This is a genomic window from Candidatus Hydrogenedentota bacterium (assembly GCA_012730045.1).
Lineage (GTDB): Bacteria > Hydrogenedentota > Hydrogenedentia > Hydrogenedentales > CAITNO01 > JAAYBR01.
Genome location: JAAYBR010000114.1, coordinates 46,856 through 59,993, shown reverse-complemented (window position 1 = coordinate 59,993; position 13,138 = coordinate 46,856). Strand labels below are relative to the sequence as shown.

Below are 13,138 nucleotides of genomic sequence, written 5' to 3'. Positions count from 1 at the left end.
GGCGCGGCGGTGGAGAAGGTGACGCGGGGGTGCGCGTGGAAGCCCTGGGTGTACGCGAGGGGCAGGCGCGCGCGCCGCAGCGCGCGGATCCACGCCTGCGCCGTCTCCAGATGCGAGAGCAGGCGCGCCTCGCCCCGGCGCCCAATGCGGAAGCGCATGCGCTGGACCGCCTCGACGGGGAGCGCGGGCGGTTCCTCCGCGGCGGGGACTTCGCCCTCCGCGGCCGCCGCGCCGCGCCGGCGCATTTCCAGACACTCGCCCGGCAGGCCGCCGCTCACGCCGCACCCGTTGCAGTCGCCGCCCCGGCAGTCCGGCGTGGGCTCGCCGCGCAGGGCGCGCGCCCACTCCTCCCGCAGCCAGGCGGGGTCCACCCGCGTGTCAATGTGGTCCCACGGCAGGCGCGCGCCGGGGTCGCGCGGCCCCAGCAGGACGGCGGAGTCCAGCCCCGTCTCCTCCAGGGCCTGCTGCCACGGCTCGATCCGCAGGCGCTCCTCCCAAGTCTCATAGCCCGCGCCGTTGCGCCACGCGCGCTCCAGCAGGTCCGCGACCTCCCGGCCGCCGCGGCTCAGGAGGCCCTCGATGAACGACGCGGCGGGGGCGTGGCGCCCGAACTTGACGCCGCGGATCTCGCGCAGGCGCGCGCCGAGAAGGCGCTGGCGCGCGAAAGTCTCCTCCAGCCCGAGCTGCTCCGCGTACTGGAAGGGGGTGTGCGGCTTGGGCACGAAGGTGGACACGCCGGTGCGCAGCATGCCGTCGCGGCGGAAGCGGCGGCCCACGGCGAGCATGCGCGCGCACAGGTCCGCGATGGCCAGCACGTCCTCCTCGGTCTCCGTGGGCAGGCCGATCATGAAGTACAGCTTCACATGCTCCCAGCCGCGCCGGAAGACCTCCTCCGCCATGGCCAGCAGCGCGGCGTCGGGGATGTTCTTGTTGATCACGGCGCGCAGGCGGTCCGTGGCCGCCTCGGGGGCGAAGGTGAGGCCGCTGCGCCGCACGCCGGACACGAAGTCCGCCAGCCCGACGGCGAAGGTGTCCAGACGCAGCGACGGCAGGGACACCGAGGCGTTGCGCCCGCGCGCCGCGCGCATGGCGCCGCCGACCAGCTCGCGCACCCGCGAGTGGTCGCAGGTGGACAGCGACACCAGCGTGGCCGCCTCCAGGCCCGTGGCGTCGAGAAGCCCGCCGATCCGTTCGGCGACGGCCTCCGGGGCGCGCTCGCGCACGGGGCGCGTGGTCATGCCCGCGTGGCAGAACCGGCACCCCTGCGTGCAGCCGCGCAGCACCTCCAGCGCGAGGCCGTCGTGGACGAGCTGGGTGTAGGGGACGATGTAGTGCTCCGGCACGGGGGCGCGGCCCAGATCGCCCACCACGCGCCGCGTGATCTTCACGCGGGCGTCGGCGAAGGGCTTGCCGTCCACCATCTCCACGGGATGCAGCGCGGGGACATACACGCCGGGAATGGCCGCCACCGCCTCCAGCCGCCGGAGGCGCGGCGCGCCGCGCAGGGGCATCAGGGCGCGCGCAATCTCCACCACCGCCTCCTCGCCGTCACCCATCACAAAGAAGTCGAGGAAAGGCGACAGCGGCTCCGGGTTGGTGGCCGTGGGGCCGCCCGCGAAGAAGAGCGGAGCGTTGTCCGCGCGCTCCGCCGAACGCACGGGGAATCCCGCGAGGTCCATGGCGTTCAGGACATTCACCCAGGTCAGCTCGGACTGGAGGCTGAAACCCACGGCGTCGGCGGCGCCCAGCGGCTCCTTGGACTCGTGCAGGAACAGCGGCAGGCCGCGTTTCCGGAGGACGGCCTCCAGGTCCGGCGCGGGCGTGTAGGCGCGCTCCGCCCACACGTCCTCCAGGCCGTTCAGCAGATGGTAGAGCAGGTGGAGCCCCAGATTGCCCAGCCCAAGCTCATAGACGTCGGGAAAAAACAGCGCGATGCGGAGCTTCACCGACGCGGGATCCTTGTGGACCGAGTGCAGCTCGTTCCCGAGATACCGCGAGGGCTTCTCCACCGAGGGCAGGATTTCAGACAGCAGAATATCGCGAAGCGTCGTCAATGGGGGGGATGTCCTCTGGGTTGGGCCCCGGCGCGGGCATGGTCCGGCCGGGGACATGATACCAGAGAACCCGCCGGTTCAACCCGACACCCTGTCCCATATTTCCGGCTCCGGCCCTACTCCGGCCGGAGCACGTGGACGGACTGGGGGCCAATGGAGAGCGTGAGGGCGCCGTCTTTTACAACGGCCTCCACGCCCGCGGCGGGGTCGGTGTAGCGTTTGCCCTCATGCTCCTCGCCGAGGGGGAGGGTGTAGGTGAGGGGGTCGGTCCACTCATTGACCACAAGGAGCCACATCCCGCTGTCGGTGTTCTTGGGCAGGGCGATGACGCCGCGGTCCAGGGAGCCCCAGGTGGGCGCGAGGTCGGCCTCGATCATGGGGCCGGCGTCGGGCGCGGAAAGGACGGGCTGGAGGTCGGCCAGCTCGCGGACGGCCCGCATGAGGTCCTTCCAGAATTCCGAGTCCTTCTCGACGTATGCGGTGCCCCAGTAGACCAGGCCGCGCGCGCCGCGCACGATGGCGTTGTAGGCCATGAACCGGGTCTCGGCGAGGGTGGGCCGGCGCAGTTCCTTTTTAGCTTCCGGCGTGTGTTCGGGCTGGATGTCGGCCCAGCCGAAGCCCTGGAGGACCAGCCACACGGGCTTGCCGGGGGCGGCGGCCTTGAGGCGCTCGGTGTAGCCGCCCACGCTGGACATGGTCTGGTCCATGAGGTCGGAGTGGTTGACGTGGCGGGTGCGGGGCACGGGGTAGATGTCGCAGGCGATGATGTCGGCGGCGCGGCTGAACTGGGCGAGCTGGGGAACCGAGTTGCGCGGGGCGTGGTTCATGACCACGGGGTGGGCGGGGTCGAGGCGGCGCAGCTCCTCATAGCCCGCCAGCATGCCCTCGGCCATCTTGTCCGCGCGCTCCCGCGCATTGGAAAGGTTCAGGCCGGGCTGGGGCTGTGTCTCGCCGAGGGCCTCCCAAATGGCGTCGGCAAGGGCCTCAGCCTCCGCCGGCCGGCCTGTGCCAAAGAGGCGCTCCACCTCCCCGCGGTCCTTCGCCAGCTTCTCGGCCAGCGCCTTGTCCTCGAGGGCGGCGATCTTCTCGCGCTGCTGGCGCACTTCAGCGTTGCGCCGCCACATGGTGGCGCCGTACCAGCAGTTCCACAGCGCCTCGTCCGGCACCTCCCAGGTGATGAGCGCCGGGTGGCCGCCGAACTTCGCCACGAGGTCGGCCAGATGCTTTTTCCCGCCCTCGGGGTCGTCGCTCAGGTCAATCTGGCCGCCCGTGTTGATCCAGGCGAACATGCCGCGGGCGGCCAGCTTGTCCATGACCCCCGTGTCGGCGCCTGAATACACCAGGTTGACACCCGAGGCCGCCAGCTCGTCGTAGAGGGCGTCCTCCTTCGGCGTCTCGTACACCCCCAGGATGAACGCGCGCTTCCCGTCGATCCGCGTCATCTGGTCGTCGTCAATCACGACGGTGGCGGCGTGGGCGGCGGACACGGCGCACGTCGCGCAGAGGAGAAGGGTCCAGAACGGTTTCATGGCAGGCTCCTTTACGGTTGCAACCCCGCGATTAGACCACGCGGGAGGGGAGCGCCGCAAGAGAGCGCCGGGACCATCGGTCGCATTGGCCGGACCCGTCCGGCCTGTTCAACGAACGCCCCCGGTTTGCATCGCTCCTCCGACAAAACTTATGATAGCGTCGTGTGCCTGGTTGCGCACGTTGTCATCCGGGGAACTAGCATGCCGAAAATCGCCTTTATCGGCGCGGGGAGTACGGTCTTTGCGAAGAACGTGCTGGGCGACTGTCTTCTGACGGACGCCCTGCGTGACGCCCGCATCTCCCTGATTGACGTGGACCCCGTCCGTCTGCGGGACTCGGAGGCCATGGTGCGGGCCCTGAACCGGACCGTGGGCGCGTCGGCGGTGGTGGAGGCCTTTCCGGCCGCCAAGGCGGAGCGCGCGCTGGCCGGGGCGGACTATGTGGTGAACGCGGTCCAGGTGGGGGGCTACGAGCCCTGCACGGTCGCGGACTTTGAGATCCCCAAGAAGTACGGCCTGCGGCAGACCATCGGCGACACCCTGGGCATCGGGGGCATTTTCCGCGCCCTGCGCACGATTCCCGTGCTGCTGGACTACTGCCGGATCCTGGAGCGGGTCGCTCCGGACGCGCTCCTTCTCAACTACACCAACCCCATGGCCATGCTGGTCCGCGCGGTGCAGCGGGCGGCATCGGTGCGCTGTGTCGGCCTGTGCCACAGCGTGCAGGCCTGCGCCCCCGGCCTCTGCCGGGAACTGGACCTTCCGGAGGACAACCTGCGCTGGCGGATCGCCGGGATCAACCACCAGGGCTGGCTGCTGGAAATTTCCCGGAACGGCGAGGACCTGTACCCCGAAATCAAGCGGCGGGCACTGCTTCCGGAATACCGTTCGCGGGACGCGGTCCGATTCGAGATCATGCGCCTTTTCGGGCACTACGTCACCGAGTCCAGCGAGCATTCGGCGGAGTATGTGCCCTGGTTCATCAAGGCGCGCGCGCCGGAGCTGGTGGGGCGTTTCGGCATCCCGCTGGACGAATATCCCCGGCGCTGCCGCGAACAGATCGCCCAGTGGGCGGCTCTGCGCGGGGAGCTGGTGACCGACGCGCCGCTTCCGCACACGCGCACGGACGAGTACGCCTCGCGCATCCTGGAGGCCGTCGAGACCGGCGCCCCCTTCACCTTCGGCGGCAACACGGCGAACACGGGGCTCATCCCCAACCTGCCGCACGGCTGCTGCGTCGAGGTGATGTGCGTGGCCGACCGCAACGGCGTCACCCCGGTCTTCGCCGGGGAACTCCCGCCGCAGTGCGCGGCATTAAACCGGACGAACATCAACGTGCAGGAGCTGGCAGTGGAGGCGGCGCTCACGCGGCGCCGGGACCATGTCTACCAGGCGGCCCTGCTCGACCCGCACACGGCGGCGGAACTGACGCCGGACGAAATCGTCTCGCTGTGCGACGACTTGTTTGCGGCGCACGCGGAGTGGATGCCGGAGTATTTCTGATGATCACAACCAGGGGACGGGAGAACAGGACCATGGCTTGGCTGGCGTTCATGCGGGAGGTGATCCGCAACAGCAAGACAACGGGGGCCATCGCCCCGAGCAGCAGGGAACTGGCGGAGAGGATCGTCCAGATGGCCGACATCTCCGGGAAGAAGATGCTGGTGGAGTTCGGCGCCGGGGACGGCGTGTTCACCCGCGAAATTCTCCTTCGGAAGGACCCGGACGCGGAGTTTTTCTCCCTCGAGATCAACCCGCCCCTGGCCGAGGCCTGCCGGAAGAGCTGCCCCGGGGCCGCCATCATCACGGACAGCGCGGAAAACGTGCGGAAGCACCTTCAGGCCCTCGGGCATGACCGCTGCGACGCCATCATCTCGGGGCTGCCCTGGTCCCGGTTTGACAACGACCTGCAGGACCGCATTCTGGCGGCCACCTGCGAGGCCCTGGCCCCGGGCGGCGTTTTCGTCACGTTTGCCTATGTGATGACCCCCCTGCTGCCCTCGGGGAAGCGCTTTCTCACGGCGCGGCTCCCCGCGTGCTTCGCCTCGGTGAAGCGGTTGGGGCCGGTGTGGAACAACCTTCCGCCCTGCCACGTTTACCTCTGTACCAAACAGGGATGACACGGCGGCCCCGCGCCGAAGGAGGACCGACATGAAGTTTGCGGTGCTGGTCTGGGGCGGATGGGAGGGCCATGAGCCCCGGAAGTGCGTGGAGCGCTTCCTGCCCTTTCTGCGAGGGGAGGGGGTCGAAACCCTCGTCTCTGACAGCCTGGAGGTCTTCGCCGACCCGGAAACCATGCGCAAGGCCGACCTCGTGGTGCCCTGCTGGACCATGGGCGTCCTGACGGAACCGCAGGAAAAGGGCCTGCTGGCCGCCGTGGCCGGGGGTGCGGGCATCGCGGGATGGCACGGCGGCATGGGCGACGCCTTCCGCAACAGCACGGACTACCAGTTCATGACCGGCGGCCAGTTCGTCGCCCACCCCGGCGGCATCCTGGACTACACCGTGCGGGTCACGCGGCCGGACGACCCGGTCATGGCCGGCATCCCCGACTTCACCATGCGGTCGGAGTGCTACTACATGCACACCGACCCGTCCAACGAGGTGCTCGCCGACACCGTGCTCACCGGGGAACACGCCCCCTGGACCGCGGGCTGCGTCATGCCCGTGGTGTGGAAACGCCGGTACGGCGCGGGCCGCGTCTTCTACAGCGCCCTCGGCCACGTCGCGGCGGATTTCGACACGCCTGAGTGCTTTGAGATCATGAAGCGCGGAATGCTCTGGGCGGCGCGGTAGCCTGTCCCCGCGCGCAAATGCAGGGAGCCTTCGCATGGAACCAGTGAATGTCGGCGTCATCGGCTGCGGCAACATCTCCGACCGCTATTTCGAGGCGGGAAAGCGCTTTGACGACATCCAGATTGTGGCCTGCGCCGACCTGGCGATGGAGCGGGCGCGGGCCAAGGCGGAGGCCCACGGCATCCCCAGGGCCTGCCCGGTGGACGCGCTCCTGGCGGACGAGGAGGTGGAGATTGTCCTGAACCTCACCGTGCCGGGCGCGCATTTCGACGTGGCCCGCCGCGCCCTGGAGGCGGGCCGGCATGTATACAACGAGAAACCCCTCGCCCTCGCGCGCGGGGAGGGGCGGGCGCTCCTGGAGCTTGCGGAGAGGCGCAGCCTGCTCCTTGGCTGCGCCCCGGACACCGTCCTCGGCGCGGGCATCCAGACCGCCCGCAAGGCCATTGACGACGGCTGGATTGGCGAGCCCGTCTCCGCAACGGCCTTCATGCAGTGCCACGGCCACGAAAGCTGGCACCCCGACCCCGAGTTCTACTACGCCGCCGGCGGCGGCCCCCTCTTCGACATGGGCCCCTACTACCTCACCGCGCTGGTCACCCTGCTGGGACCCGTGGTTTCCATCTCCGCCGAAACCCGCGTCACCTTCCCTGAGCGTGTCATCACCAGCGAGCCCAAGCGCGGAAAGCGGGTGACTGTCGAGGTGCCCACCCATGCGGCGGGGCTGCTGCGCTTCCGCAGCGACGCCGTGTGCGTGCTGGTCACCAGTTTCGACGTGTGGCGCACCACCCTGCCGTGCATCGAGATTCATGGCACCGAGGGTTCCATGATCGTTCCCGACCCCAACACCTTCGGCGGTCCCGTGCGTGTCTTCCGCCCCGGCCACGAGGACTGGCGCGAAATCCCCCTCACCCACCCCTACGCCGAACAGTCCCGGGGGCTCGGCCTCGCCGACATGGCACGCGCCCTCGGCACGGGCCGCGCCCACCGCGCCACGGGCCGTCTGGCGTTTCATGTCCTCGACATCATGCACGCCCTGCACGAGGCGGCCGCATCCGGCACGCGCGTGCGGATCGAGAGCGTCTGCGAGCGTCCCGCCCCCATGCCCATGTCCCTGCGCGCGGGCCAGGTGGACCCCGAACCCGCCGCCTGACGATTTTTCCCCTTTTCACCCGTTGCGCAATGTGATACACTCTCTGTAGAGGTGCGCGTGAATATCGGGCGCGGGGGGCTGCGCCGGCAGGAGCAGGACATGGCTTATACGCAGCACGTGAACCAGATGCGCGAGGGCCTCGCCAAGTGGAACCAGTGGCGTCTGGCCACGCCGGGGTCCAAACCGGACCTGTCGGGCATGGACTTGGCGGGGGCGGACCTGCGCCGGGGCAACCTGCGCGAGGTGAACTTCTCCAACGCCATCCTGGCGGGGGCCAACCTGGAGGGGGTGGACCTGACCCACTGCAATTTCTACGCCGCAAACCTTTCCAACGCCAACCTGCGCAACGCGGTCCTGTCGGGGGCCGACCTGACCAAGGCTGACCTGCTGGCGGCGAACCTGGCGGGCGCGTCCTTTGAGCAGGCCACCATGGGCGGGGTGAGCCTGAAAGGCCAGACTCTGGTGGGCGCCAACCTGCGCCGCGCCAACCTGTACCAGGCGGACCTGACAGAGGCCGATCTTTCCGGGGCGGACCTGACAGAGGCCATGCTGGTGGAGGCGGTGCTGGAGATGACCAACTTCTTCGAGGCGCAGCTGGTCAGGGTCAACCTCAGCGGCGCAAAGCTGAAGTTCACCAACTTCAGGGGAACGGACATGGACGGCGCCGTGCTGCGCGATGTGAACCTCAAGGGCGCCCAGTTCACCCTCGCCCAGCGGATGAAGATGCTGCTCAAGCGGTGACGGCGGTCTCCGGTTCCCCGCCGGGGCCGAGAATGGCCGACAACGACAGCTCCACCCGGAGGGCCTCGCCCACCAGCGGGTGGTTCGCGTCCACCACCACCTGGTCCCCGTCCACCGCCACCACGGTCAGCAGCGAACGCCCGCCGTCCGCCGTCTCCATGACAAAGCGCCGCCCCGTCTCCGGGATTCTTCCTTCGGGGAAATGCTCCGCGGCGATCTCCACCACGAGCTCGGGGTCAAACACGCCGAAGGCCTCCTCCGGCGGGAGGACAAGCTCCCGGGATTCCCCGGGGGCCATGCCCAGAACGGCCGTCTCGAAACCGGGCAGGTGCCTGTTGGCCCCAATCACCAGTTCAAGGGTTTCCCCCTCCGGCGAGGCGTCCACCACCTCCCCGTCCATTCTCGTCACCCGGTAATTCACGGCGACCCGGTCGCCGGCCTGCGCGCGCTGCATGGTGTCCTCCTGGTGGGAAACAGAGAAGGGCCGGAAGCCCCGAAAGGCTTCCGGCCCGTTGTGTGCAACTTGGGGACTAGTAACGCCCGCCGCCGCCGCGGCCGTAACCGCCGCCGCCGCGGCGGTCGTTGTCCGCCTTGGGGCGCGCCTCGTTGACCGTGATGTTCCGGCCGTCGAGGTCGGCCCTGTCCAGCGCCTTGATCGCGGCCTGGCCCTCGGAGGCCACCGGCATCTCGACGAAGCCGAAGCCCCGCGACCGGTCCGTCTCGCGGTCCATGATCACGCGGGCCGAGTCCACCTGGCCGAACTGCTCAAAAGCGGCCCGCAGGCTCTCGTCACGCGTCGAGTACGACAGGTTGCCAACATAGATGTTCATCTTCACAGCTCCTTGTTCCGGGCATCGCCCGACTTCACAAATAACGTCGTCTCAGCACTGGCAAGGTCGGGACTATGACACTCGAACACCTGGGAGCTGATCGACAAACAACCGGAACCGGCAAACGGACCGCCTCCGGGACTGTCTTACTCTACCACAAAACCCTTTCCATTGCAAGCATTTTTTTCGTTTTTCGGGTTTCACCGAAAAACGATCGTTCGGCGGCGGTACACCATGATCCGGTCGTCGGCATGCGCGCGCACCGCCGTGGAGAGCACGTGGCGCTCAATGTCGCGCCCGAGCGCGACCAGTTCCTCCACGCTGTGGGTGTGGTTCACCCGCAGGGTCTCCTGTTCAATGATGGGGCCCATGTCCAGGTCCGCCGTGGCGTAGTGGCTGGTCGCCCCGATCAGCTTCACCCCGTGTTCGTAGGCCTGATGGTAGGGTTTGGCTCCTTTGAAGGCCGGCAGGAACCCGTGGTGCACGTTGATCACCCGGTGCGGGAAGCGGTCTATGAAGGCCGGGGTCAGGATTTGCATGTACCGCGCCAGCACGACGAAGTCGGCATGGTGCGCCCGCAGCAGCTCCAGCATCCGCGCCTCCGCGGCCTCCTTGCCGCCGGGGGGCACGGGCACGGTGAAGAAGGGCACCCGGAACCCCGCCGCCACGGGCTCCAGGTCCGGGTGGTTGCCGATGACCAGGGCGATGTCCGCGTTGATCTCCCCGTACTGGTGGCGGAGCAGCAGGTCGTAGAGGCAGTGGTCGTACTTGGACACAAGCACCGCCATGCGCTTGCGCTCGCCGGAAAAGGAGAGGGAAGTCTTCATGCCGAACGCCTCGGCGAGCTTCGCCAGGTCCCCGCGCAGTTCCCCGCGCGACCGCCCCATGCCGGAGCAGTCGAAATGCACCCGCATGAAGAAGCGGTTGTCCAGCGCCTCGGCGTGCTGCTGCGCGTTGATGATGTTGCCGCCGTTCTCGAAGATGAACCGGCTCACATGGTAGACGATGCCCCTGACGTCCTCGCAGTGGAGGGTCAGCGTCGCGGTTTCCTGGCTCATGCGCGTGTTCCCATGGGTTGCCGCCGCCGGGGGCGGGAGGGAAACCATACCGCCGCGCCGCAGGTCATATCAAACGAAGGGTGACGCCGCGGACGGACACAAGGAACGCGGACATGGGCAAAAAGAACGCCTTTACACTGATTGAACTGCTGGTGGTCATCGCGATCATCGCCATTCTGGCGGCGATCCTGCTGCCGGCGCTCTCGCGGGCCCGCGAGGCGGCCCGGCGCGCCTCCTGCCAGAACAACCTCAAGCAGCTCGGGCTGGTGCTCAAGATGTACAGCGGCGAGGCCCCCGGAGGGAAATTCCCCCCCAAATCCATCCGGGTCATCAACCTGCTGTTCTCGCTCAAGTCTTCCTATCCCGAATACCTGACGGACCTTAACAGCCTCTTCTGCCCGTCGGACCCGGAAAACCTGAAGGACGTGTTCGAGCCCGGCGGCGATTTCGCGGACGCCTCGGGCCGCATTCTCGTGGACCGCATGGACGGCGACCCGCGGGACGGGGAGTACACCCCCGGATCGGGCATCCTGCCCGCCGACCGGTCCTATGTCTATTTCGGATGGGTGGTTCCGGAGAACTCCTGGCTCGTGCCGGTGGTGTGGGGGCAGGGCTTCTTCCTGGGCGCCTATTTCGAGCGCGTGGTCCAGCCGTGGATGCAGGCGCAGTACGACTTGGTGGAACAGCGCAACGACGAGGACTTCACCTTCGTCCACGCGGGCAACACGCGCGTCGCGCCGAACTCCGAGCTGACCATGTACCGCCTGCGCGAGGGCATTGAGCGCTTCTTTATCACGGACATCAACAGCCCCGGCGCCGCCAACACGGCGCAGTCTTCCATCCCCGTGGTGTGGGACAAGGTGGGCACGACGGCGGAGATGTTCAGCCACATCCCCGGCGGCGCGAACGTGCTCTACATGGACGGCCACGCGGACTTTGTGCGGTGGGTGCCCCAGGCGAACCCGTCCACCGACGCGTCCGGCACGGAGGGCGAGCCGTTCCCCATGTCCCTCGCGTGGGGCATGCTCGCCGAACTCGCCCGCGACGAGCAGGAGAACCTGTAGGCCGGGGCGCTCAGGCGTCCAGCCGGTCCCAGGCCGCGGTGTCCTTCGGCGCGTACCGCTCCAGCTCGACGGAGTCGGCGATGAGCCGGCGCATTTCGGCCAGCGACCCCACGGCCCCGGCGGCCATGGCCTGCACGCCGATGTTGCCCAGCGCGGTCGCCTCGACGGGCCCCGTCACCACGCGCACGCCGCAGGCGTCCGCCGTCATCTGGTTGAGCAGCTTGTTTTGCGTGCCGCCGCCGATGATGTGCAGCACCTCGGTGGGCCGCCCGAGCAGGCCGTCCAGGGCGCGCAGGGTGCGCCGGTATTTCAGCGCCAGGCTCTCCAGCGCGCAGCGGACCACCTGCCCGCGCGTCTCCGGAACGGGCTGGCCATTCTCCGCGCACAGCGTCTGGATGAGCGCCACCATGTCCGGCGGCGCCATCAGCCGCGGGTCGTCAATGTCCTTCAGCACCGAGCGGAAAGGCGCCGCGGCGGCGGCCTCGGCCGTCAGCGTGGCGTAGTCGGCCGTCTGGCCCGCACGCTCCCAGGACCGGCGGCACTCCTGCACCAGCCACAGGCCGAAGATGTTCTTCAGCAGGCGGATTTTGCCGCCCACGCCGCCCTCGTTCGTGAAGTCCAGCGCGGCGCTCTGTTCGTTGACCACGGGCGCGTCCGTCTCCGCGCCCAGCAGGGACCAGGTGCCGCTGGACAGGTAGGCCCACGGCGCGCCGTCATCGCCCACGGGCACCGCCGCCACCGCCGACCCCGTGTCGTGCGACGCCGTGGCGATCACGGGGATGCCCTGCGCGAGCCCGGCCGCCGCCGCGACCTCCTCCCGCAGGGGGCCCAGCACCGTGCCCGGCGCCACGGGGTCCAGCAGCAGCCGACGGGGGAGCCCCAGCCGCGCGATAAGGCCCTCGTTCCAGGTGCGCGTGCGCGGGTCCAGCAGCTGCGTGGTCGAGGCGTTCGTGTATTCGCAGGCCTTCTTGCCTGACAGCAGGTAGGCCAGCAGGTCGCCCATCATGAGCAGGGAATCCGCCACCTCGAGCAGGGGGGACCCGGACTTCACGAGGCTCAGGAGCTGGTACACCGTGTTGAACGGCAGGAACTGGATGCCCGTCTCGCGGTACAGCTCCTCCCGGGGCACGGCCTTGAACGCCTCGTCCATCATGCCGTCGTTGCGCTTGTCGCGGTAGTGGACCGGGTTGGCCAGCACCGACCCGTCGCGCGCGACGAGCCCGAAATCCACGCCCCAGGTGTCCACGGCGATCCCGTCCAGCTCCCGGGTGTGCTCGCGGGCGCACACGGCCAGCCCCGCGCACATTTCCTCATAGATGCGCGCCAGGTCCCACTGCCGGGTGCCCAGCATCACCAGCCCCTCGGTCCGGAACCGGTGGATCACCTCCAGCCGGAGCCGGCCGTCCTCCAGCACGCCCAGCACCGCCCGGCCGCTTTCGGCCCCGAGATCGAACGCAAGAAACTTGTGGGTCTTCATACTGTCCTCCGTTGCCGGTTGCCCGTCTTCTTAACGGTCAGGAAAGAAGATAGAGGAATGCCCCGCCGAAATACAACCCGTGCGATTCCCCCGAATCATCGGACGGGCTACACGCCGAACGCCGATTTCCGTGTGGCAGCCGGGGTGCCTTTTCCTTGTTCCTCCGCTTCCCCGGTATTTGCGCGCGCCGCTCTCGGACTCCCTAGCAGGGCTTTCCCAGTGCGAATGCCTCCGAGGAGTGCCAAACGGCGGTGTCGCATCGCCCTAAAGGAGGAGTTGTTATTGGTTGCAGGCATAAGCCTATTGGTGAAAATAGAATAGATTTTTTCAAGGAGTATGGAAGAGTCGGAGTTTGGACGCGTGCGGTTGGCGGGGAGGGGGCATCCAGGCGGGAAGACGCAGTTTTTTTTTGCCTTTTTCCCGATTGCAGAGTAAGATT

Annotated in this window: 12 protein-coding genes; 6 read left to right on the top strand and 6 right to left on the bottom strand. The window is 68.4% G+C overall.

Translation table 11 applies throughout. From position 1 onward, the window contains the following. The coding region (locus tag GXY15_13060) for a TIGR03960 family B12-binding radical SAM protein (GenBank protein NLV42139.1) at nt 1-2,054 on the bottom strand (2,054 nt) is incomplete at its 3' end. 116 nt (nt 2,055-2,170) lie between these two features. After that, nucleotides 2,171-3,583, bottom strand: coding sequence for a hypothetical protein (locus tag GXY15_13055; GenBank protein ID NLV42138.1), 1,413 nt, complete (start codon nt 3,581-3,583; stop codon nt 2,171-2,173). A 201-nt stretch (nt 3,584-3,784) separates the two neighbouring features. Here GXY15_13055 and GXY15_13050 point away from each other — a divergent pair, with 201 nt between their 5' ends. The 5 genes from GXY15_13050 to GXY15_13030 all read left to right on the top strand — a co-directional run bounded on the left by GXY15_13050 (nt 3,785) and on the right by GXY15_13030 (nt 8,270). Beyond that, nucleotides 3,785-5,086 carry an alpha-glucosidase/alpha-galactosidase gene (locus tag GXY15_13050; protein ID NLV42137.1) on the top strand — a complete coding sequence of 434 codons (1,302 nt, stop codon included), beginning with the start codon at nt 3,785-3,787 and terminating at the stop codon, nt 5,084-5,086. Nucleotides 5,087-5,118: 32 nt separating this feature from the next. Next, nucleotides 5,119-5,703: a ribosomal RNA adenine dimethylase domain-containing protein gene (locus GXY15_13045; protein NLV42136.1), complete on the top strand. Its 585-nt coding sequence runs from the start codon at nt 5,119-5,121 to the stop codon at nt 5,701-5,703. A gap of 31 nt (nt 5,704-5,734) precedes the next feature. Continuing rightward, nucleotides 5,735-6,379 (top strand): ThuA domain-containing protein, encoded by a 645-nt coding sequence (locus GXY15_13040; GenBank protein NLV42135.1) that lies wholly within the window; start codon nt 5,735-5,737, stop codon nt 6,377-6,379. Between the two features lie 34 nt (nt 6,380-6,413). Continuing rightward, nucleotides 6,414-7,529 (top strand): Gfo/Idh/MocA family oxidoreductase, encoded by a 1,116-nt coding sequence (locus GXY15_13035; GenBank protein NLV42134.1) that lies wholly within the window; start codon nt 6,414-6,416, stop codon nt 7,527-7,529. Nucleotides 7,530-7,628: 99 nt separating this feature from the next. Further along, a complete protein-coding gene (locus GXY15_13030; GenBank protein ID NLV42133.1) occupies nt 7,629-8,270 on the top strand; it encodes a pentapeptide repeat-containing protein in 642 nt (213 codons plus the stop codon). Here the strand turns inward: GXY15_13030 and GXY15_13025 are convergent. From GXY15_13025 to purU, 3 genes are all read right to left on the bottom strand, one after another. Next, the gene (locus tag GXY15_13025) at nt 8,260-8,724 is read right to left on the bottom strand and encodes a peptidylprolyl isomerase (GenBank protein ID NLV42132.1); all 465 of its coding nucleotides are present in this window, start codon (nt 8,722-8,724) and stop codon (nt 8,260-8,262) included. The two genes, GXY15_13030 and GXY15_13025, sit on opposite strands and share 11 nt — an antisense overlap. A gap of 76 nt (nt 8,725-8,800) precedes the next feature. Continuing rightward, complete coding sequence (locus GXY15_13020) at nt 8,801-9,100, bottom strand: RNA-binding protein (protein ID NLV42131.1); 300 nt, start codon at nt 9,098-9,100, stop codon at nt 8,801-8,803. A 200-nt stretch (nt 9,101-9,300) separates the two neighbouring features. After that, complete coding sequence (purU, locus tag GXY15_13015) at nt 9,301-10,158, bottom strand: formyltetrahydrofolate deformylase (GenBank protein ID NLV42130.1); 858 nt, start codon at nt 10,156-10,158, stop codon at nt 9,301-9,303. A 113-nt stretch (nt 10,159-10,271) separates the two neighbouring features. Between purU and GXY15_13010 the strand changes: the two genes are divergently transcribed. Further along, the gene (locus GXY15_13010; GenBank protein NLV42129.1) at nt 10,272-11,222 is read left to right on the top strand and encodes a DUF1559 domain-containing protein; all 951 of its coding nucleotides are present in this window, start codon (nt 10,272-10,274) and stop codon (nt 11,220-11,222) included. Between the two features lie 10 nt (nt 11,223-11,232). On the opposite strand, the gene GXY15_13005 is transcribed toward GXY15_13010, so the two are convergent. After that, a complete protein-coding gene (locus GXY15_13005) occupies nt 11,233-12,699 on the bottom strand; it encodes a rhamnulokinase (GenBank protein ID NLV42128.1) in 1,467 nt (488 codons plus the stop codon). Nucleotides 12,700-13,138: the final 439 nt, after the last annotated feature.